The sequence below is a fragment of the Corynebacterium afermentans subsp. afermentans genome, from assembly GCF_030408355.1.
Classification (GTDB): Bacteria; Actinomycetota; Actinomycetes; order Mycobacteriales; family Mycobacteriaceae; genus Corynebacterium; species Corynebacterium afermentans.
In genome coordinates, this window is the sequence record NZ_CP046606.1 from 405,447 (window position 1) to 424,823 (window position 19,377).

At 65.4% G+C, this 19,377-nt stretch carries 23 protein-coding genes and 1 pseudogene; 21 read left to right on the forward strand and 3 right to left on the reverse strand.

The window, feature by feature from the left end; genetic code table 11:
• The first annotated feature begins 88 nt into the window (after positions 1-88).
• Together CAFEA_RS11350 and CAFEA_RS01845 are read left to right on the forward strand one after the other, a co-directional pair.
• The gene (locus CAFEA_RS11350) at positions 89-415 is read left to right on the forward strand and encodes an ArsR/SmtB family transcription factor (protein WP_063937560.1); all 327 of its coding nucleotides are present in this window, start codon (positions 89-91) and stop codon (positions 413-415) included.
• Entirely contained in the window at positions 415-1,548 is a 1,134-nt protein-coding gene (locus CAFEA_RS01845; RefSeq protein WP_253704973.1) for an MFS transporter, read from the forward strand. Before CAFEA_RS11350 ends, CAFEA_RS01845 begins: the two co-directional genes overlap by 1 nt.
• A 12-nt stretch (positions 1,549-1,560) precedes the next feature.
• Here the strand turns inward: CAFEA_RS01845 and CAFEA_RS11355 are convergent.
• Positions 1,561-1,683 (reverse strand): annotated as a pseudogene (locus tag CAFEA_RS11355) (M20/M25/M40 family metallo-hydrolase); the annotation flags it as partial.
• Positions 1,684-2,241: 558 nt separating this feature from the next.
• Between CAFEA_RS11355 and rpsH the strand changes: the two are divergent.
• From rpsH to eccB, 19 genes are all read left to right on the forward strand, one after another.
• On the forward strand, positions 2,242-2,640 hold the full coding sequence (gene rpsH / locus CAFEA_RS01855; RefSeq protein ID WP_034997275.1) for a 30S ribosomal protein S8: 399 nt from the start codon (positions 2,242-2,244) through the stop codon (positions 2,638-2,640).
• Between the two features lie 19 nt (positions 2,641-2,659).
• The gene (gene rplF / locus CAFEA_RS01860) at positions 2,660-3,196 is read left to right on the forward strand and encodes a 50S ribosomal protein L6 (RefSeq protein WP_034997277.1); all 537 of its coding nucleotides are present in this window, start codon (positions 2,660-2,662) and stop codon (positions 3,194-3,196) included.
• A 2-nt stretch (positions 3,197-3,198) separates the two neighbouring features.
• On the forward strand, positions 3,199-3,603 hold the full coding sequence (gene rplR / locus CAFEA_RS01865) for a 50S ribosomal protein L18 (protein WP_034997279.1): 405 nt from the start codon (positions 3,199-3,201) through the stop codon (positions 3,601-3,603).
• A 40-nt stretch (positions 3,604-3,643) separates the two neighbouring features.
• Complete coding sequence (gene rpsE / locus CAFEA_RS01870; protein WP_034997281.1) at positions 3,644-4,288, forward strand: 30S ribosomal protein S5; 645 nt, start codon at positions 3,644-3,646, stop codon at positions 4,286-4,288.
• Between the two features lie 5 nt (positions 4,289-4,293).
• Entirely contained in the window at positions 4,294-4,479 is a 186-nt protein-coding gene (gene rpmD / locus CAFEA_RS01875) for a 50S ribosomal protein L30 (protein WP_034997282.1), read from the forward strand.
• Positions 4,480-4,486: 7 nt separating this feature from the next.
• Positions 4,487-4,954, forward strand: coding sequence for a 50S ribosomal protein L15 (gene rplO / locus CAFEA_RS01880; protein WP_034997284.1), 468 nt, complete (start codon positions 4,487-4,489; stop codon positions 4,952-4,954).
• 427 nt (positions 4,955-5,381) lie between these two features.
• The gene (secY, locus tag CAFEA_RS01885) at positions 5,382-6,710 is read left to right on the forward strand and encodes a preprotein translocase subunit SecY (protein WP_063937557.1); all 1,329 of its coding nucleotides are present in this window, start codon (positions 5,382-5,384) and stop codon (positions 6,708-6,710) included.
• Entirely contained in the window at positions 6,710-7,255 is a 546-nt protein-coding gene (locus tag CAFEA_RS01890) for an adenylate kinase (RefSeq protein WP_034997287.1), read from the forward strand. Before secY ends, CAFEA_RS01890 begins: the two co-directional genes overlap by 1 nt.
• Before the next feature lie 81 nt (positions 7,256-7,336).
• Positions 7,337-8,128 (forward strand): type I methionyl aminopeptidase, encoded by a 792-nt coding sequence (map, locus tag CAFEA_RS01895; RefSeq protein ID WP_063937556.1) that lies wholly within the window; start codon positions 7,337-7,339, stop codon positions 8,126-8,128.
• A 51-nt stretch (positions 8,129-8,179) separates the two neighbouring features.
• The gene (locus CAFEA_RS01900; RefSeq protein ID WP_063937555.1) at positions 8,180-8,983 is read left to right on the forward strand and encodes a L,D-transpeptidase; all 804 of its coding nucleotides are present in this window, start codon (positions 8,180-8,182) and stop codon (positions 8,981-8,983) included.
• Positions 8,984-9,148: 165 nt separating this feature from the next.
• Entirely contained in the window at positions 9,149-9,367 is a 219-nt protein-coding gene (infA, locus tag CAFEA_RS01905; protein ID WP_019193979.1) for a translation initiation factor IF-1, read from the forward strand.
• Positions 9,368-9,542: 175 nt separating this feature from the next.
• A complete protein-coding gene (rpsM, locus tag CAFEA_RS01910; RefSeq protein WP_034997293.1) occupies positions 9,543-9,911 on the forward strand; it encodes a 30S ribosomal protein S13 in 369 nt (122 codons plus the stop codon).
• Positions 9,912-9,914: 3 nt separating this feature from the next.
• Positions 9,915-10,316 carry a 30S ribosomal protein S11 gene (gene rpsK, locus CAFEA_RS01915; protein WP_063937554.1) on the forward strand — a complete coding sequence of 134 codons (402 nt, stop codon included), beginning with the start codon at positions 9,915-9,917 and terminating at the stop codon, positions 10,314-10,316.
• Positions 10,317-10,342: 26 nt separating this feature from the next.
• Positions 10,343-10,948: a 30S ribosomal protein S4 gene (gene rpsD, locus CAFEA_RS01920; RefSeq protein ID WP_034997297.1), complete on the forward strand. Its 606-nt coding sequence runs from the start codon at positions 10,343-10,345 to the stop codon at positions 10,946-10,948.
• A gap of 113 nt (positions 10,949-11,061) precedes the next feature.
• Positions 11,062-12,075, forward strand: coding sequence for a DNA-directed RNA polymerase subunit alpha (locus tag CAFEA_RS01925; protein WP_034997298.1), 1,014 nt, complete (start codon positions 11,062-11,064; stop codon positions 12,073-12,075).
• A gap of 46 nt (positions 12,076-12,121) precedes the next feature.
• Positions 12,122-12,625: a 50S ribosomal protein L17 gene (gene rplQ, locus CAFEA_RS01930; protein ID WP_063937553.1), complete on the forward strand. Its 504-nt coding sequence runs from the start codon at positions 12,122-12,124 to the stop codon at positions 12,623-12,625.
• A 109-nt stretch (positions 12,626-12,734) separates the two neighbouring features.
• A complete protein-coding gene (truA, locus tag CAFEA_RS01935) occupies positions 12,735-13,565 on the forward strand; it encodes a tRNA pseudouridine(38-40) synthase TruA (protein WP_063937552.1) in 831 nt (276 codons plus the stop codon).
• A gap of 33 nt (positions 13,566-13,598) precedes the next feature.
• On the forward strand, positions 13,599-15,716 hold the full coding sequence (locus CAFEA_RS01940; RefSeq protein WP_063937551.1) for a DUF6541 family protein: 2,118 nt from the start codon (positions 13,599-13,601) through the stop codon (positions 15,714-15,716).
• Positions 15,717-15,756: 40 nt separating this feature from the next.
• Positions 15,757-16,971, forward strand: coding sequence for a type VII secretion protein EccB (gene eccB, locus CAFEA_RS01945; protein WP_063937550.1), 1,215 nt, complete (start codon positions 15,757-15,759; stop codon positions 16,969-16,971).
• A gap of 7 nt (positions 16,972-16,978) precedes the next feature.
• Here the strand turns inward: eccB and CAFEA_RS01950 are convergent, their stop codons facing one another.
• Together CAFEA_RS01950 and eccD are read right to left on the reverse strand one after the other, a co-directional pair.
• Entirely contained in the window at positions 16,979-18,052 is a 1,074-nt protein-coding gene (locus CAFEA_RS01950) for a S8 family serine peptidase (RefSeq protein ID WP_063937549.1), read from the reverse strand.
• A 1-nt stretch (position 18,053) separates the two neighbouring features.
• Positions 18,054-19,355 carry a type VII secretion integral membrane protein EccD gene (eccD, locus tag CAFEA_RS01955; protein WP_063937548.1) on the reverse strand — a complete coding sequence of 434 codons (1,302 nt, stop codon included), beginning with the start codon at positions 19,353-19,355 and terminating at the stop codon, positions 18,054-18,056.
• Positions 19,356-19,377: the final 22 nt, after the last annotated feature.

Here is a 19,377-nt window from a genome sequence, read left to right on the forward strand (position 1 = left end):
CGATCGAGGGGCTGTCACCCATCGCGATTGTGCAACTTTTCTTGTATGGTTATCGTGCAGGAAAAGTTGCACAGTATTTGGAGATTCGATGACACCACGTGAATACCATCATCCAACAGCTGAGGAAATCACTCTGACCAGGGTGCTTGGCGCTTTGAGCGACCCCACTCGACTGGAGATGATCCGTCGGCTCGCCGACGGGTTGGAGCATGACAGTCTTGAGCTGGCAGACGATTTGCCCCGGTCGACGCTCACGTACCACACGCGGATGTTGAGGGAGGCGGGTGTGACGTGGACCCGAGGGGAGGGGCGCGCGTGCCTGATCCGACTGCGGCGGGACGACCTGGATCGTTTATTTCCCGGTGTGCTTGCAGCAGTGATCGCCAACACGACTGCCGAGGTGGAACAGGGATGATGCGGCGGCTATGGCCTTTCGTGCTGGGGAGCGTGGCGCTCGGCCTAGACGCATACGTCGTGGCGGGGCTCCTGCCCGCCATAGCAGCTGCCCTCGGAACGCCGGAAGCTACGATTGGTCTGGGGGTTGCGGCATTTACGGGTTCGTATGCCGTCGTGGGACCGTTGCTGGCGGGGAGGGCAGGACGGCGGTCACGGCACAGCCTGATCATCGCCTTGCTGGTGTTTACGGTAGCCAACTTGGCCACGGCGTTTTCGCCAACTGTCTGGGTTTTCCTGGGGTCTCGCGTGGTGGCTGGCGCAGCAGCTGGTGTGTATTCGCCGCTATCATCTGCGGTCGCCGCGGAACTCGTGGGGCAAGAACACCGAGGCCGAGCACTAGCGTTAGTCCTAGCTGGCTTAGCGGTCGGCACTGTATTCGGCGTGCCGACCGGTCTGCTGCTAGCACAACATTGGGGTTGGCGCGCCGCGATTCTGCTGATCGTGGTCATCGGAGGTGTAGCACTCGCAGGTATCGCACTGCGAGGAGGAGATCTGCCGGCCATCCCAGCGTCTGGTCCCGCCGACCGTCTGCGGTCGATTACACGCCCGAAGAATCTGCTCACGGTCACTGTGACGCTGTTGACCGGCGTCGCTTCTCTGGGGCTTTACACCTACCTTACTGTCGTGCTGTCCGGGGGAGCCCTTGCGTCGCATCAGAACGTAGCGATTTGGGTATGGGGGCTTGGTGGAGCGGCCGGAGCATTGGGGGTTGGGCGGCTCGCGGACAAATATGACCCGCTGCGGTTGAGTGCTGTGATTCTCGCGGGCCTCACCTGTGCGTTGCTCGGTATGACCCAAGGCCAGGTTCCGGTGTTAGTGGTAGTCAGTCTGTTTGTCTGGGGGTTGTGCGGTTGGGCTTCCTTGGCGCCCCAGCAGCAAGTGCTACTGCAAGCGAATCCCACTGATGGCGCAACAGCCGTAGCTGCGAATGCTTCGGCCAACTACCTAGGTTCGGCACTGGGCGCGCTTGCTGGATCGCTTTTGGTCGCTGCAGATGCGACGCCGACCGTACTGTGTGGTTCAGTGGCGGTCGTGACCGCGTTCGCGTTGTTCTGCCAGCTTGTTCGGCAGCGCATGGATTTCAACCCGTGAGCCAAATCCTGCTTACGCGCCATCCACCAGCCACGCGGCCGCGGCCGCGATCATGGCCTCGGCCGCACGGTCGAGCGTGGGCTGCAGGTCCGGTGCAAAGGACGGGGAGTGGTTGCCGGGTGCGTTCTCCCCGTCCGTTTTCCAGCACGCAGACGGTGCCGGTTTCTCCGACCTGCATGTGCGTGAGCTGCAGCGCGTCCAGCCGCGAGCGGATTTTCGAGGATGTCTGCAGCTCCTGCAGCGACAGCTCGGGATGCTGGTGGAACCACACGTACAGTGCTTCGCGAGCCTCGCGCGTGGCGGCCAGCGATCCAACGAGCTGAGCAAGAGCAGATTCCATAGAAAATCAGTCCATGGGGTCGCGTGGGCGGCCGGGGCTCGGTGGGGTGGCGGAGTTCGTCGATAAGCGATTTGCTTATTGGCGCAGGAAAGCGGTAAGTTACCCCCTCGGACTTGCGCGCCGAGGATTCGGCGTGCGCAAGCCGAAGTACATTTGAACATCCAACTTTGTTGCAGGCCCCCCGCCAAGATGCGGACCGCGTGCAAGGGAGGCGGCGAGCGGCCCACGCTATTGAGTGTGGGCAGCGTGAGTAGCCCCCGACAGACCATGCGGAAAACGCGACCTCAAGCGCTCACGCGCGGCAGGTCACCCGGTGGATGGGAACCGCAACGAGAAAGGTAACGGTCACCACAATGACCATGACTGATCCGATCGCGGACATGCTGTCGCGCGTGCGCAACGCAGCAACTGCGCAGCACGACACCGTGTCTATGCCTTCGTCCAAGATCAAGGTGAACATCGCCGAGATCTTGAAGCAGGAAGGCTACATCGAAGACTACAAAGTTGAGGAAGAGAAGGTCGCCAAGTCGCTGACGCTCAACCTCAAGTACGGCCCGACCCGCGAGCCTTCTATCGCTGGTCTGCGCCGCGTGTCCAAGCCGGGCCTGCGCGTGTACGCCAAGTCCAACGACCTGCCTCAGGTGCTCGGTGGCCTGGGCGTGGCAATCATCTCCACGTCCCACGGCCTGCTCACCGACCGCCAGGCTCAAGAGAAGGGTGTAGGCGGGGAAGTCCTCGCTTACGTCTGGTAAAGGGGAGGTTGAAAGACTTATGTCTCGTGTAGGTAATGCACCCATCGCAATCCCGAACAACGTCGAGGTGAAGATCGACGGCCAGCACGTCGAGGTCAAGGGCCCGAAGGGTACCAAGGACCTGGATATGCCGGCACCGATCACCGCTTCCGTCGAGGACAACCAGATCCTGGTGGCCCGCCCGGACGACCACCGTGACAACCGTTCGCTTCACGGCCTGACCCGCTCCCTGATCAACAACATGGTCGTGGGTGTGAACGAGGGCTACAAGATCAACATGGAGATCTTCGGCGTCGGCTACCGCGTGCAGCAGAAGGGCAAGGACCTCGAGTTCTCCCTCGGCTACTCGCACCCGATCCTGATCGAGGCGCCGGAAGGCGTCACGTTCTCCGTCGACGGCAACACCAAGTTGGCCATCGAAGGTTCCGATAAGCAGCAGGTTGGCCAGATTGCGGCAAACATCCGCCGTCTGCGTAAGGATGACCCGTACAAGGGTAAGGGCATCCGCTACGCCGGCGAGCAGGTCCGCCGCAAGGTCGGAAAGACGGGTAAGTAATCATGAGCAATACTGCAGAGAACACCAAGCGCACCCCGGTTGGCAAGGACATCTCGTCCCGCCGCCGCGAGGCACGCGCACGTCGCCACAACCGCATCCGCAAGACGCTGCGCGGCACCCCGGAGACCCCGCGTCTCGTTGTGCACCGCTCCTCGCGTCACATCCACGTCCAGGTCATCGACGACCTCGCAGGCCACACCCTGGCGTCCGCGTCGTCCATTGAGCCGGACGTGCGCAACCTGGAGGGCGACAAGAAGGAAAAGGCTGCCAAGGTTGGCCAGCTCGTCGCTGAGCGCGCCAAGGCTGCAGGCATCGAAGCAATCGTCTTCGACCGTGGCGGCTACAAGTACCACGGCCGCGTCGCGGCCCTGGCCGAAGCAGCTCGTGAAGGTGGTCTGAAGTTCTAATGATCACCGCAAACATCACCATCAACGGAAGGATCGCGTAATGGCCGAACGTGAACGGCGTGACGGCGGGCGCTCCGCCGACAACCAGAACAAGAACGACCGCAACGACCGCGGCAACCGTGGTGGCCGCGGCCGCCGCGACGACCGTCGCAACAACCAGAACGACGAGCGCGATAAGTACATCGAGCGCGTCATCACCATCAACCGTGTTGCCAAGACCGTCAAGGGCGGCCGCAACATGTCCTTCACCGCACTCGTCGTTGTCGGCGACGGTGAGGGCATGGTCGGCGTCGGCTACGGCAAGGCAAAGGAAGTCCCCGCCGCAATCCAGAAGGGTGCAGAGGAAGCTCGCAAGAACTTCTTCCGCGTCCCGATGATCGGCGGCACCATTCCGCACCCGGTTCAGGCAGAAGAGGCCGCAGGCATCGTCATGCTCCGCCCGGCGGCTCCGGGTACCGGTGTGATCGCCGGTGGCGCTGTCCGTCCGGTGCTCGAGTGCGCTGGTGTTCAGGACATCCTGGCCAAGTCCCTTGGCTCGGACAACGCCCTGAACGTGGTCCAGGCAACCGTCGCTGGCCTGAAGCAGCTTGTCCGCCCCGAAGAGGTGGCTGCCAAGCGTGGCAAGTCCGTCGAGGAAGTTGCACCGGCTCGTATGCTGCGCGCACGCGCAGGACAGGAGGCCTAAGCACCATGGCACTGAAGATTACGTTGCACCACGGCAAGATCGGCGAGAAGCCGGTTACCCGTAAGAACCTCGAGGCTCTCGGTCTGCGCAAGATCGGCCAGTCCGTCGTGAAGAAGGACAACGCTGCTACCCGCGGCCAGATCCTCAAGGTGCGCCACCTCGTCACCGTTGAAGAAGTTGCAGGGGAGTAGATACAACATGGCTGACATCATCAAGCTCCATGATCTGCGCCCGGCAGAGGGCGCAAACAAGGCCAAGACCCGCGTTGGTCGCGGTGAGGCATCCAAGGGCAAGACCGCCGGCCGCGGCACCAAGGGCACCAAGGCTCGCAAGCAGGTTTCCGCTGCTTTCGAGGGTGGCCAGATGCCGCTGCACATGCGTCTGCCGAAGCTGAAGGGCTTCAAGAACCCGAACCGCGTCGAGTACCAGGTGGTCAACGTCGCGGATCTGGCCGAGGCCTTCCCGGAGGGTGGCGACATCGCCATCGCCGACATCGTTGCCAAGGGCCTCGTTCGCCCGAAGCAGCCGGTGAAGGTGCTGGCAGAGGGCGACATCAACGTCGCGCTTAACGTCACCGCGAACAAGTTCTCCAAGTCCGCTGAGGAGAAGATCAAGGCTGCTGGCGGTACCGCCAACGTCGTTGAGTTCTCCAAGCGTGCTAACTAAAAGCATCTAGCTTTTCGACGTCACCCCCGCCCCGGGCCCAGCGCCGGGGACGGGGGTCTCGCGTTGTTTGGGGGCGTTGGTGCTGGGGTGCGCTGACAGATTGCGGCGCGAAGTGTTGGGAGCGGGTGCACAATAGTTCACTCGCGCAGCACCGGGCCGTGAACTTTCCCGCACTGCCACCAAAGCGACCTGGGGAAAATGAACTATCCCGCCTGCGGGTGCAGACAGATTCATCGGCGAGTGAATTTTCCTACACCGGGCCCGCACCGAAGCTAACCCAACCTGAAATATCAACTTTCCAACGGGTGCTGTTAGTGTAGTGGGGTCAAAAGACCGCCCCGCCGGTTTTCGCGTGCCGTGAAACCAGAGCGAGGAGTCGAATGTCCACTACCTCCCGTCCGTGGCGCGGCGGGGGCCAGGAGGCTTTGTGTCCGCTATTGCTCAGGCGTTCAAGGATCCGGATCTACGCAAGAAGATCCTGATTACCCTTGCGCTGATGTTTCTGTACCGCGTCGGCGCCCAGATCCCCACTCCGGGCGTGGATTACGCGCTGATCAACTCCCGTCTCGAGGAGATCTCCCAGGGCGACCAGGCGACGATGTTCTCCATCATCGGCCTGTTTTCCGGCGGCGCGCTGCTGCAGCTTTCCATCTTCGCCATCGGCATCATGCCGTACATTACGGCGTCGATTATCGTGCAGCTGCTCACCGTGGTGATCCCGAAGTTCGAGGAGTTGAAGAAGGAAGGCCAGGCCGGCCAGGCGAAGATGACGCAGTACACCCGCTACCTCACGGTGGCGCTGGCGCTGCTGCAGTCCGCCGGCATCGTGGCGCTGGCGGACCGCGAGCAGCTGCTCGGCCAGGGCATGCCGGTGCTGATCGAGGATCGCAACATCTGGACGCTTCTGATGATGATCATCGTCATGACCTCCGGTGCGGTGCTGATCATGTGGCTCGGCGAGATCATCACCGAAAAGGGCGTGGGTAACGGCATGTCCCTGCTCATCTTCGCGGGTATCGCTACCCAGATCCCGTCCGAGGGTTCGTTCATCCTCCAGCAGTCCGGCGCTGTCACCCTGACCCTGGTGGTGCTCGCCCTGATCGCGCTCGTGGTCGGCATCGTGTTCATCGAGCAGGGCCAGCGCCGCATCCCGGTGCAGTACGCCAAGCGTATGGTGGGCCGCCGCCAGTACGGCGGGTCCTCGACTTACCTGCCGCTGAAGGTTAACCAGGCCGGCGTGATCCCGGTGATCTTCGCGTCCTCGCTGATGTACGTGCCGGTGTTGATCACCCAGATCGTCACCATGAACAACCAGACCCCGCCGGACAACTGGTGGATGAACCACGTGATGGCGTGGCTGCAGAACCCGGGTTCCTGGCAGTACATCCTCACCTACGTGGTGCTGATCATCTTCTTCTCCTACTTCTACGTCTCCATCCAGTACGACCCGGTGGACCAGGCGGAGAACATGAAGAAGTACGGCGGCTTCATCCCCGGCATCCGCCCGGGCCGCCCGACCGCAGAGTACTTGGCGTTTGTGATGAACCGACTGTTGTTCGTCGGCGCTATCTACCTTGCCGTGATCGCCGTCCTGCCGAACCTGGCCATGGACGCCGGTATCACCGGCTCCGGCCAGATGGGCATGAGTGCCTTCGGCGGCACCGCGATCCTGATTATGGTTTCCGTGGCCCTGACCACGGTCAAGCAAATTGAATCCCAGCTCCTGCAATCCAACTACGAAGGACTTCTGCGATAATGCGTCTCGTTCTCCTTGGCCCTCCCGGTGCCGGCAAAGGCACCCAAGCTGCGATCCTCTCCGAGAAGCTCGGTGTGCCGCACATCTCCACGGGCGATCTTTTCCGCGCCAACATCGGCGAGGGCACCCCGCTCGGCGTTGAAGCGAAAAGCTACATTGATGCCGGCAAGCTCGTGCCTACCGACGTCACCGCGCGCATGGTCGAAGACCGCCTGAACCAGGACGACGCGAAGGACGGCTTCCTGCTGGATGGCTTCCCGCGCACCGTGGAACAGGCCGAGATCCTCACGGAGCTGCTGGCTAAGAAGGGCGAGAAGCTCGACGGCGTGCTCAACTTCGTGGTCGACGAGGACGTGGTGGTCGAGCGCATGCTCGCCCGCGGCCGCGCAGACGACAACGAGGAGACCATCCGCACCCGCCTCGGCGTCTACCGCGACGAGACCGCCCCGCTGATCCAGCACTACGGCGACCAGATCATCTCCATCGACGCTGTCGGCGACGTGGACGAGATCAACCAGCGCGCCATGGAAGCGCTGGGCAAGTAGCCCTTTCAATCGAAGGCCGGTGTGTGTTCGCACCGGCCTTTCGCATTTTTGCCTATCGACGAACCAAAGGACCACAACGCAATGGTTTTCAGAAAACGCAAGATCGCGGCCAAGACGGCGGCTGAACTCGACGCCATGGAGTCCGCCGGGCGCATCGTCGGCATCGCCCTGCAGGAGGTCCGCGCCGCCGCCAAGCCGGGCGTAAGTACGCTCGACCTCGACAAGGTGGCCGAGACGGTGATCCGCGACCACGGCGCGATCCCGACGTTTTTGGGCTACCAGGGCTTTACCGGCTCCATCTGTGCGTCGGTGAATGAGGTGGTCGTGCACGGGATTCCGTCGTCAGGCATTGTGCTCGAAGAAGGTGACCTGGTTTCGATCGATTGCGGCGCAACGTTGAACGGCTGGGTGGGCGACAGCGCGTGGTCCTTCGGCGTCGGCGAGTTGGCGCCCGAGGTGGATGCGCTCAACCGCGCCACCGAGTGGGTGCTCGCTGAAGGGCTCAAAGCAATGGTGCCGGGCAACAAGCTCACCGACGTCTCGCACGCGCTCGAGCTGGCCACCTACGCCGCCGAGGAGCGCTTCGGGGTGGAGCTGGGCATCGTCGACGGCTACGGCGGACACGGCATCGGCCGCACGATGCACGAGGATCCGTACCTGGCCAACGAGGGCAAGCCGAACCGCGGCCCCGTCATCCAGGAAGGATCTGTGCTGGCCATTGAGCCGATGCTGATCCTCGGCGGGGAAGTAGACACCGAGGTGCTCGAAGACGAATGGACCGTGGTGTCTGTGGACCGCTCGCCCGCGGCCCACTGGGAGCACACCGTCGCGGCGACCGCCGAGGGCCCGAGAATTCTTACGCCGCGCGTGTAAATTTCTGGCGCGTTGTAGTGCGTTTGTTGGCAGGGAGGTTATACTTCCGCCATGTCTTACCGTCCCCGCCACGCAAAGCAGTCGCCGCTGAAGCGGCGCGCAACCACCTTCGCAGCCGGTCTCGGTGTCGTTGCCTCCCTGGCAGCCCCGGTGAACGCACAGGCTGCGCCCGCGCAGAACCCGGCGGCCATGTCCAGCCTGGACTCGCTGTCCAACCAGGCAACCTCGTCCTTTGGCAACCTGGACAAGTCCGCGCGCGAAACCGCGTGGAACATCCGCAACGGTCTGCGCCAGCAGGCCGACGGCCTGGCCGCCATCGACCCGGAGCTGCCGGCGAAGGCGAAGAAGCGTATCGACGAGATCCTCGAGACGTTCTTCCCAGGCCTGATCGCGCAGAAGACCCCGAAGCCGAAGCCGAAGCCGGCTCCCGCCCCGAAGCCTGAGCCGGCACCGGCTCCCGCCCAGGAACCGGCACCGCAGCAGAACCCGCGCGGGGACTTCAACTACGGCCCGTGCCCGGCTGACGCGAAGGTCTGCGTCGACATCGACGGCCGCCGCTCCTGGCTGCAGAACAACGGCGTTATGTACTACCAGTCCGGCCTGATCGGCCCGGGCAAGCCGGGTCAGGAGACCCCGCGCGGCACGTTCTACGTCAACCGCAAGGTCAAAGACGAGATCTCCTGGGAGTTCGGCAACGCGCCGATGCCGTACGCGACCTACTTCACCTACAACGGCATCGCCTTCCACCAGGGCGACCCGAACTACCTGTCCAACGGTTGCGTGCGCATGTACCGCGGCGACGCGCAGCGCTACTTCAACGACCTGCAGATCGGCGACAAGGTCTACGTGTTTTAACACGCGCCCGCTTCAAGCCCCGGCTATCGCTGGGGCTTTTTGCGCTTTTGCAGGTAAATGGCTAATGTAGTCCAGCGGTGTTTGTGCATACCTGCACGAGCACCGCATGTAACCGGTAAATACGTCTGCTGCCTGCACTTTCAGGCGGCGTAGGAAGTGGAGTGTATGGCGAAAGAAGGCGCAATCGAGGTTGAGGGCCGCATTGTCGAGCCCCTGAAGAACGCGATGTTCCGAGTCGAACTGGACAACGGGCACGAAGTTCTCGCCCACATCAGTGGCAAGATGCGCCAGCACTACATCCGCATCCTCCCGGAGGACCGCGTCGTGGTGGAACTTTCCCCCTACGACCTGGACCGCGGGCGTATCACTTACCGCTACAAGTAAGCATTTCAAGCCTTCTCACCCAGATCCGCCCCACGGCGGATCGTGCACCTCTGGCCACGGTGGCTGGAGCCGCGCGTAATCTCAACCCACTCTCCGGCACGGCCCGGACAAAGTGTTGTTTGGCGTGGACGGGTGGGGAGAAAACCACCGTAACAACCCGAAAGGCACGTACCTCATGGCACGTCTAGCTGGTGTTGATCTCCCGCGCAACAAGCGCATGGAGATCGCACTTACCTACATTTACGGCATCGGTGCAACCCGAGCCAAGGAACTGCTCGAGAAGACCGGTATTTCTCCGGACCTGCGCACGGACAATCTGTCCGACGATCAGCTCGCTGCTCTGCGCGACGCGATCGAGTCCTCCTACACCGTAGAGGGCGATCTGCGCCGCGAGGTGCAGGCAGATATCCGCCGCAAGATTGAAATCGGCTCCTACCAGGGCATGCGCCACCGTCGTGGCCTGCCTGTCCGCGGCCAGCGCACCAAGACCAACGCGCGCACCCGCAAGGGCCCGAAGAAGACCATCGCAGGAAAGAAGAAGTAACCTATGGCTGCTCAGACTCGTTCCGGCGCGCGTCGCGGACGCCGCGCCGTCAAGAAGAACGTGGCCGCAGGCCACGCGTACATCAAGTCCACCTTCAACAACACCATCGTGTCCATCACGGACCCGCAGGGCAACGTGATCTCCTGGGCATCTTCCGGCCACGTCGGCTTCAAGGGCTCCCGTAAGTCCACGCCGTTTGCCGCGCAGATGGCTGCCGAGAACGCTGCCCGCAAGGCAATGGATCACGGCATGAAGAAGGTCGACGTCTTTGTCAAGGGTCCGGGCTCCGGCCGCGAGACCGCAATCCGTTCTCTCCAGGCCGCCGGCCTGGAGGTGTCTTCGATCTCCGACGTGACGCCGCAGCCGTTCAACGGCTGCCGTCCGCCGAAGCGTCGTCGCGTTTAAGGCTGAAAGGAAAGAGGTAAAGAGACATGGCTCGTTACACCGGCCCTGCTACCCGTAAGTCCCGTCGCCTCCGCGTCGACCTCGTCGGCGGCGACATGTCCTTCGAGCGTCGCCCGTACCCTCCGGGGCAGGCTGGCCGCGCCCGCATCAAGGAGTCCGAGTACCTGCTCCAGCTGCAGGAGAAGCAGAAGGCTCGCTTCACCTACGGCGTGATGGAGAAGCAGTTCCGCCGCTACTACGAAGAGGCGAACCGTCGTCCGGGCAAGACCGGCGACAACCTGCTGATCCTGCTGGAGTCCCGTCTGGACAACGTGATCTACCGCGCTGGTCTGGCTAAGACCCGCCGTCAGGCACGTCAGCTGGTCTCCCACGGCCACTTCACCGTCAACGGCAAGCACATCAACGTGCCGTCCTTCGCGGTGACGCAGTACGACATCATCGATGTCCGCGACAAGTCCCGCAGCATGCTGTGGTTCGAAGAGGCCCAGGATGCCCTGCTCGACGCCGTCGTTCCGGCGTGGCTGCAGGTCGTTCCGGACACCCTGCGCATTCTCGTGCACCAGCTGCCCGAGCGCGCCCAGATCGAGGTGCCGCTGCAGGAGCAGCTCATCGTCGAGCTCTACTCGAAGTAAACTTCAGTTTGCTTCACCCCGCGCACTGCCGACGTGTTCGGCCGGTGCTCGGAATCTTCCAAATATCCGTTCCTACCGGCTTCAAATAGCGGGAGCCGACAAAGGAGAAGTCCATGCTCATTTCTCAGCGTCCTGAACTGACCGAGGAGTACATCGATACCAACCGCTCGAAGTTCATCATCGAGCCGCTCGAGCCTGGTTTCGGTTACACCCTGGGCAACTCTCTGCGCCGCACGCTGCTGTCGTCCATCCCGGGCGCGGCCGTGACCTCCATCAAGATCGACGGTGTGCTCCACGAGTTCACCACGATCACCGGCGTGAAGGAAAACGTCTCTGAGATCATCCTCAACATCAAGGACATCGTGCTGTCCTCCGACTCTGACGAGCCGGTTGTCATGCAGCTTGCTGTTGAAGGCCCTGGCGACGTCACCGCAGGCGACATCGAGCCGCCGGCTGGTGTGGAGATCCACAACCCGGATCTGCACATCGCGTCGCTGAATGAGCAGGCTCGCCTCGAGATGGAGCTTGTCGTCGAGCGCGGCCGCGGCTACGTCCCGGCTATGCCCAACTCCGGCGGTGAGGCCGGCCGCATCCCGGTCGACCAGATCTACTCGCCGGTCACCCGTGTCGCTTACAAGGTTGAGGCGACCCGTGTTGAGCAGCGCACCGACTTTGACAAGCTGATCATCGACGTGGAGACCAAAAACTCCATGACCGCACGCGACGCCCTCGCGTCGGCCGGTTCCACCCTGGTGGAGCTCTTCGGCCTGGCGCGCGAGCTGAACACCGCGGCCGAGGGCATCGAGATCGGCCCGTCGGCGCAGGAGACCGAGTACATCGCCGCGTACTCCACGCCGATCGAGGACCTGAACTTCTCCGTTCGCTCCTACAACTGCCTGAAGCGCCAGGACATCCACACCGTCGGTGAGCTCGCAGAGTGCACCGAGTCTGACCTGCTGGATATCCGCAACTTCGGCCAGAAGTCCATCAACGAGGTCAAGATCAAGCTCGCCAGCCTGGGCCTGACCTTGAAGGACGCTCCGGAAGATTTCGACCCGACCCAGATCGAAGGCTACGACGCCGAGACTGGCGACTACGTCGACACCAGCGCGGACGAGACCGAGTAACACCACAGAGCACGCGCTCAACTAACCGCACACGAGGAGTACGAAAATGCCTACCCCGAAGAAGGGCGCCCGTCTCGGAGGCTCGGCCGGCCACCAGAAGCACATTCTGTCCAACCTGGCCCTGGCCCTGTTCGAGCACGGCGCAATCAAGACGACGGACGCGAAGGCACGTATGCTGCGTCCGTACGCCGAGAAGCTGATCACCAAGGCGAAGAAGGGCACCGTGGCTGACCGCCGCGCCGTGGCCGCTGAGCTGTCGAACAAGGAAGTCGTTGCTTACCTGTTCAACGAGCTCGCACCGAAGTTCGCCAACCGCGATGGCGGCTACACCCGCTCCATCAAGCTGGAGAACCGTGCCGGCGACAACGCTGCGATGACTCAGATCTCTCTGGTGCTCGAGGAGACCGTGTCTTCCGAGGCAACCCGCGCAGCACGCGCCGCCGCTTCCCGCCAGGCCGAGGAAGCCAAGGCTGAAGAGGCTCCGGCTGAGGAGACCAAGGCTGAGGAGGCCACCGAGGCTCCGGCCGAGGAGACCGCAGAGGAGAAGTAGCAGCAAGCTACACACCCCCTTTTGCGCCGAGCGCCCGGGAGGTACTGCAACGTCAGTGCCCCCGGGCGCTTTGCTGTGCGCACCATTTCCGGCGATACAATGCCTCACCATGGACAACACGCTGCGCCTGCGCCTGGACATCGCCTACAACGGCACCGACTTCCACGGCTGGGCCCGCCAAAAGGGGGATCTGCGCACCGTCCAGCAGACCATTGAGGACGCGCTCTCACTCGTCTTGCGAACTGACGTGGCGCTCACTGTCGCCGGCCGCACCGACGCGGGCGTGCACGCCGCCGGGCAGGTCGCGCACACGGACATTCCGGCGGAGTCGCTCAACCAACGATCGATTGACGGGGATCCGGGGCGGCTGGTGCGTCGATTAGCAAAATTGCTCCCTGAAGACGTCCGCGTGTTCGGCGTCGCGGAAGCCCCCGCGGGCTTCGACGCCCGCTTTTCCGCCCTGACCCGCACCTACTGCTACCGGGTGACCACCCATCCCGCAGGTGCCATGCCCACCCGCGCGAGAGACACCGCCGTCTGGCCGAAACCCGTGGACTTGGGCGCGGTGCAAGCCTGCGCCGACGCACTGGTCGGCCTGAACAACTTCGCCGCGTTTTGCCGCCCGAAGAAGCACGGCACCACCATCCGCGAGGTGCATAGCTTCACCTGGCGCGAAGTCGAGCCGCACCTGTTTGAGGCGCGAATCACCGCCGACGCGTTCTGCTGGAACATGGTCCGCGCACTCGTGGCCACCTGCCTCACCGTCGGCGAAGGCAGGCGCGCACCCCAGTGGCCGGAGGAGCTTTTGCTTCTCGACGCCCGCTCGCCCGACGTCCCCCTCGCCCCCGCCCGCGGACTGACATTGGTGGGCGTGGAATACCCGGAAGATAGCGAACTGGCGGCGCGAGCCGAAGCGACCAGAGCCACCCGCGAGATGTAGCATGCTTGGGTTACATCAGAACCGGGAGGTGCCATGACCACAGTCGCAGCCGCGTGGTTCGCCGTGGTGTTTTTCACCCTCCCCGGCTTTGTGTTTTCCTGGGTCGCCGGCATGAAAGCCCCGGCCGCAGGCGCGGCCGCGCTGCCTGTGACCTTCGGCCTGTTCGGCGTGACTTCCTGGTTCTGGGGGCTGACCAGTGCGCCCTTTAACCTGTGGACGTTCGGCGTGAGCATGGTCGTGGCCCTTCTAGCGGCCGCGGCATGGCGGTACCTGTTCGTGCGCCGGGCCCGCCGCGGCGGGGCAGTGAGCTGGCGCCGAGCGCTGTTTCCCGGCGACGTGCGAAAGGGCAGCATCGCCGATCCGTACTGGGTGCTGCCCGCCGCCGGCGTTGGCGTGGGGGCGTTCATGGCGGCGTCGGACAGGCTGCGCTGGCTCGAGCGCATGCCCAACGGTGTTTTCAATATCGTCCAGGGGTGGGACGTGCAGTGGCACGCCAACCTGGTGCGCTTCATCATGGACGACGGCATCGCCTCGGCCACCCGGATGGGCGAGCTGCAAAACGTGGAGTCGCAGCTGAAGCTGTTCTACCCGTCCGCCTACCACGCAGGTATTGCCCTGTTCGGGGAAACGGCGGGCCTGGACCCCATCCCGGCGCTGAACATCGCCTCGGCCGTGCTGCCCGCGCTGGCGCTGCCGGTCACGCTCGCGTGCCTGGCGTTCGCGTTTTTGCGCTCCACCGGAGTCACGGCGCAGATCGCGGCGGCGCTCGCGGCCATCATGGGGTACGCCGCCCCGCAGCTGTTCTGGATCCCGGACTACGTGGGCATGTGGCCATACCTACTCGCCGTAGCACTCACCGGCACCGTGACGTGGCTGCTTATCACCGTGCCGCGCCGGCGCGCCAGCGCCCTGCCCGCCGCACTCGCGTTCGTGGCTGTGCTGTGCGTGCACCCGTCCGCAGTCACCATCGTGGTGCTCGCAGTCGGGTTCTACTGGCTGACCTCCACCTTGATCTCCCCGGAGCGCACGCGGCTGACGGACACGCTGTGGATCGCGCTGCCCGCCGTCGCCGGCGTCGCCATGTTCGTCCCGCAGGTGCTCGCCGGCTCCGCCCAAGCGGGCGAGGTGGCCTCTTGGCGCCCCGAGGAAACCCTCGGCGTCGGCGGGGCGTGGGGCACAGCGGCGCGGATGGAAACGCGCCACGTGTTGCAATTCTTCCCGGCGTACGACGCCACCGTGCTGCTGTGGCTCGCCGCCGCTGGCGCCGTGGTGTGCCTGCTGTGGCGCCGCCAGATCTGGCCGGTGCTCTTCTACGCGGTGTCTTTGGCCATTACCGCCAACGCCTTAGTTTCGTTCGACAACACCCTCGGCCACCTGCTCGACTACGTGGGCAACCTGCATTACAGCACCGGCCACCGCCTGATCATGCCGGTGGTCATGGCGGTCACCGCGTCGGCCGCTATCGCCGTGGCGGCGGGCATTCGCGTGGTCACGGCAGCGCCCGTCGCAAAGCGGTATGCGAAAGGCGAGCGCACCTCCGCGATCGCGAGCATCGTCGTCGCCTGCATCGTCGCCTCCGCGGCGGTCCCGATGATCCGCGAGCACACCGACCACGGCGCCGAGAAAACCTACGCCGCCGCCCGCGTCATCGACCGCATGGTCGACGCCGACGACCTCGAAGCCTTCGACTGGCTAGCCACCCAACCCGCCGCCTGGGAGGGCCTGACCGCCGGCGACCCCGCCGACGGCTACTCCTGGATGTACGCCTACAACGGCGTGCCCACGTTGAACCGCCACTACCTGTGGCCCAACGGCGGCCGCGGCACCAACGGCGACATCATGTACTGGAACGCCGACTTCATCGGCGAAGGCGAGCACAACCTCGTCGACGAGACGGTGGAGAACTTGAACGTGAAGTTCTTCCTGCTCAGCCCCGGCGCGTTCTGGCACTACCAGTACCCGCCGTACGAGATGCTGCGCGACTTCTGGGTTTCAGAAGGCGTCACACCCGTCTACCGCAAGGGCTCCACGGCGATCTTCGCGGTGAACAGCCAGTTCAGTAAGGCGGAGCTGGAGGACATGGTCGCAGACGGGCAGGAGAACGGCTCCGACGAGCTGTTTGCGCTCGCGGAGGCCGGTACTGCGCAGTAAGCTTTGCGCCAGGTGTTTTTCTCGGGGGAGGGGAATTGTCATGGCGAAGCTTTTGCCAACCACGCGTGCCCAGGTGTCGGGGCACAAGTTCATGCGCCGACGTATGGAACACGGCCTGATCTTCGGCGATATCCGCATGATCCACGATCCGCTGGCCGCGCGGCGCCGTGCGACCATTTTCGGCACCGCGGCGGTGGTGATGATCGCGGGCGTGATGGGGCTGTTTGCGTGGATGCGTCCGAACGCTGATCCGGGGGATGCGCCGATTGTGCGCGCCACGGACGGCACACTGTACGTGCGCGTGGGGGCGGCGGCGCACCCGGTGACGAACTTGGCGTCGGCGCGCTTGATCGCCGGCCAGGCGGCTGAGCCGGCGCGCATCGGCGACGAGAAACTCGCCGAGTTGCCGCGCGGTGTGCCGGTGGGCATCGTCGCAGCACCAGGCATGTTCGCGCCCGAAGGCACGCGTTTGGCCAGCTGGTCGGTGTGCGGCGCGGACACGATCACGGTGGTTGCGGGTGAGGCTCCGGAGCCATTGCCTATCGACGCCGCAGTCCTCGCCGCCGATGCCACCCGCGAGTGGGTCGTCACCGCCCAGGGGCGGCGCTTGCTGCCGGAGGCGAACACCCCGCAGGGCCGCGTGATCCGCCGAGCGCTGGGAATCACCCCGGACACGCCCCGGTGGTCGCCGCCGACGCAGGTCATCTCGGCGTTGCAGGAGTTGCCGCCGGCGGCGCTGCCGGATCCGCTGCCGCAGATCATCGACGCGGACGATACTTCCTGGGCGCTTTTAGACGGCCGCATCCAACCGATCACCGCCACCCAGCGCACCATCCTGCTGGATGCGGGAGCGAAGGCCGCCGTCGCGAGCCGTGAGAGCCTGGCGTCTTACCCGGACGCCGAGGAGGAACTGCGCCTGCCGGGGGAGCGGCCGCGGTGGATGGAGCCGCACCTAGCGTGCGTGGACCAGGGCCGCGGCGGGGCAACCGTAGACGAGGTGCCGGAGGGCATTGAGCTTTCGGGAACGTCCGTGGCCACCCATTTCGCGGGGTTGGATGGCGGCTCCGTCGGGGTGGATTCGGGCCACGGGTTCCACGTGGTCTCCGCCAACGGGCTGCGCCACCGCGCACCGGACGCGGAAACCCTGGCCACAGTGGGCGCGGCGCACGTGGAGGACGTGCCGTGGGAGATCGTCGCCTTGCTGCCGGAGGGCGCGGAGCTTACGCGCGACTCGGCGCTTCAGGCGACCTATTAGGTCCGTATTACCGTCGGCCGGCGCGCAGCGCGACCACCAGGGCCGCCATGGCGAGCGCCGCCCCGGCGAGCAATCCGAGCCTGCCCACGGCCGCGTTGGGCTGCTTATCGACGGCGCGCACCTGCGCCGTCGGGCGGTCCGCCAGCTCGTGCGGTGTTAGTTGGGTCAGCGCGGCAAGCGGATCGATCGCGCCGCCGCCGGGTTGAGCGGAGGCGTCGATCAGCGAGCGCACATGCTCCGGAGTAATGCCGGGGTAGCGCGACTGCAACAGCGCCACGGTGCCGCTGACCACCGGGGTGGCGAAGCTCGTGCCAGCGTAGGGGCGAACCCCGTCTTTTTCCAGCGTGCCCTCTGCCCACCCGCCCGGCGCGAGCGCGGCCGGGACATGCCCCGGCGCAGACAGCGCGGCGGGCAGGGAGTAGTCGGCGAGGGTGTGGTCGTTTGCGCGCGCGGCCACCGCGAGCACGGTGGGGAAGAGGGCGGGGAAAACCTCGAAGCCGGGTTCGCAGTCGGGCCCCGCGTTGCCGGCGGCGGCAACGACCACCGCGCCTTGCGCCTCGGCGCGGTGGAGGGCGCCGGTGATGCCGGAGGTGTCGATGCGCGCCGCGAATCCGGGTTCCAGGCAGGACACGACGGAAATGTTGAGCACGCTCGCGCCCTCGTCGAGGGCGTTGTGGATCGCGTCGGTGAGCGTTTGTAGGTTACCGGCGTCAACGTCGCGGTAGTGCGCCGAGGTCTGCCGGACCGAGATGATCTCCGCGTCCGGGGCGATGCCGAGGGTGCGCCCGGCGATCACCCCGGCGACGGCGGTGCCGTGGTTGTCGCAGTCGTGCAGCGCGTCCGCGGCGACGAAGTCGCGGCCGCCGCGCAAGTGGGCGATCTCGGGGTGCGGCGCGACCCCGGTGTCGATCACCGCCACGCGCACCCCGGCGCCGGTGGCGAACTCCCGCAGGTTTTCGGTCGCGGGGGAAGCAGCAGGCTTATCGACGAGCGCCGGCACCGCGCACGCCACATCCTGGGCGGAAGCAGACACCGGTGTGAGGCTCAGCGCGAACAGAGCGATGGCGGTGAGTTTGCGCATCTTAGAGCCCCCGGATCAGGCCGAACAACCCGGTTAAGTGCACCGCCAGCGGGATCACGGCGATGGTGGCGGCGATCTCGGCGCGCTCGAACCACACGATGGTGGTCGGCTCCACATCCGGCACGCGCGGCGCCCACGCGACCGTCGCCGCGGCAGCGATGGCAGCGAGCGCGGCGACGGCGATGCACGCCGGGTGCCCGGTCTTCGCGGCGGCGGCCGCGGCGGCGATGACGGCGGAAAGGGCCACCGCGGTCAGGCAGGCCCGCGGCACAGCCCAGTGCTGGCGCGAGGCGTAGACCACCAGCGCCGCCGCCACCCCCAGGCAGAATGCGAACGTCCACGCCCCGCCGGCCCGGCCCAGCCACCAAAGCGCCGGCACGCAGCACGCGGCGATCGCCGCCGAGATGGCGGAGGCGATGATGGCAGCGGCGGCGCTGCGGGCGTCCACGTCGCGTTGGTAGTCGTCGGAACGGTCGAACTCTTCGCCGGCGGTGGGCACCCGCGGCACCACCAACCCCGCCGCGCGGGTGGCCGCGCCGGGCGTGGCCACCACCCCGAGCACCCCCGTCAGCACCGTCAGCGCGGGCGGGGCGAGCGGGCCCGGCAGCCACACGCCGGCCGCCCCGGCGCCGCCAAGCACGCAGACCGCGGCCGTGAACGCCACCTGCGCCGCCCCGGCCAACCCCAGCGCGACGCCGATGCCGACGGCCACTGCCGCCGTGAGCAGCGCCGCCAGCGCCCCGAGCCCAAGCGAGGGCGCATCGCCGCCACCGGCAACCCACACGCCCGCGGCGAGCCCCGCCAGCAGCGGCACGGGAGCAAACGCCGGGCGCGACCTGCCAATCGACGCCACCACCAACGCCAACAGCGCCACCGCACCCAACGCGACCGGCCACGGCGCAAACACCCGCGCAAGCAGGAGCACCGCCGTCAGACCCGCGAACGTCGCCGCCGCGTCCAACCCGCGAATCTGCCGTGCCGACTCGGCTGCCCCGGCCAGAGCGTCGGCCGCGTCGCGCACCACCGGCGGGGGCGTGGGTTCTTGGGGGTGGAGGGAGACGGTGGCGCCGTCGTGAAGCTTGAGCGCGTACAGCGGCGTGTGCATATCCAGCACTACTCCGCCCGCGGTGGTGGCTTGCCACGGGCGGTGCACCTCCGGCAGCTCCACCAGGCGCGCGAGTTCCGGCAGCACCTCCGAAAGCGTCGACGACGTCGGCAGCGTGACGTCGATGTCGCGGTGGAACGCGACAACCGAAATGCGGACAGTAACGCGCACGATGTGGTGCGCAGACGTTGCAACCAACTTTCAAACCCCCGAAATATCA

Bases quoted from the DNA above. Each gene is read 5' to 3' on its own strand.
- CAFEA_RS01845 (WP_253704973.1), top strand. From the start codon at position 415: ATGCGGCGGCTATGGCCTTTCGTGCTGGGGAGCGTGGCGCTCGGCCTA.
- CAFEA_RS01890 (WP_034997287.1), top strand. From the start codon at position 6,710: ATGCGTCTCGTTCTCCTTGGCCCTCCCGGTGCCGGCAAAGGCACCCAA.
- CAFEA_RS01925 (WP_034997298.1), top strand. From the start codon at position 11,062: ATGCTCATTTCTCAGCGTCCTGAACTGACCGAGGAGTACATCGATACC.
- rpmD (WP_034997282.1), top strand. From the start codon at position 4,294: ATGGCACTGAAGATTACGTTGCACCACGGCAAGATCGGCGAGAAGCCG.
- rplR (WP_034997279.1), top strand. From the start codon at position 3,199: ATGAGCAATACTGCAGAGAACACCAAGCGCACCCCGGTTGGCAAGGAC.
- CAFEA_RS11350 (WP_063937560.1), top strand. From the start codon at position 89: ATGACACCACGTGAATACCATCATCCAACAGCTGAGGAAATCACTCTG.
- eccB (WP_063937550.1), top strand. From the start codon at position 15,757: ATGGCGAAGCTTTTGCCAACCACGCGTGCCCAGGTGTCGGGGCACAAG.
- rplQ (WP_063937553.1), top strand. From the start codon at position 12,122: ATGCCTACCCCGAAGAAGGGCGCCCGTCTCGGAGGCTCGGCCGGCCAC.
- rplF (WP_034997277.1), top strand. From the start codon at position 2,660: ATGTCTCGTGTAGGTAATGCACCCATCGCAATCCCGAACAACGTCGAG.
- CAFEA_RS01900 (WP_063937555.1), top strand. From the start codon at position 8,180: ATGTCTTACCGTCCCCGCCACGCAAAGCAGTCGCCGCTGAAGCGGCGC.
- rpsD (WP_034997297.1), top strand. From the start codon at position 10,343: ATGGCTCGTTACACCGGCCCTGCTACCCGTAAGTCCCGTCGCCTCCGC.
- rpsM (WP_034997293.1), top strand. From the start codon at position 9,543: ATGGCACGTCTAGCTGGTGTTGATCTCCCGCGCAACAAGCGCATGGAG.
- CAFEA_RS01940 (WP_063937551.1), top strand. From the start codon at position 13,599: ATGACCACAGTCGCAGCCGCGTGGTTCGCCGTGGTGTTTTTCACCCTC.
- CAFEA_RS01950 (WP_063937549.1), bottom strand. From the start codon at position 18,052: ATGCGCAAACTCACCGCCATCGCTCTGTTCGCGCTGAGCCTCACACCG.
- map (WP_063937556.1), top strand. From the start codon at position 7,337: ATGGTTTTCAGAAAACGCAAGATCGCGGCCAAGACGGCGGCTGAACTC.
- rpsK (WP_063937554.1), top strand. From the start codon at position 9,915: ATGGCTGCTCAGACTCGTTCCGGCGCGCGTCGCGGACGCCGCGCCGTC.
- infA (WP_019193979.1), top strand. From the start codon at position 9,149: ATGGCGAAAGAAGGCGCAATCGAGGTTGAGGGCCGCATTGTCGAGCCC.
- rpsE (WP_034997281.1), top strand. From the start codon at position 3,644: ATGGCCGAACGTGAACGGCGTGACGGCGGGCGCTCCGCCGACAACCAG.
- rplO (WP_034997284.1), top strand. From the start codon at position 4,487: ATGGCTGACATCATCAAGCTCCATGATCTGCGCCCGGCAGAGGGCGCA.
- truA (WP_063937552.1), top strand. From the start codon at position 12,735: ATGGACAACACGCTGCGCCTGCGCCTGGACATCGCCTACAACGGCACC.
- rpsH (WP_034997275.1), top strand. From the start codon at position 2,242: ATGACCATGACTGATCCGATCGCGGACATGCTGTCGCGCGTGCGCAAC.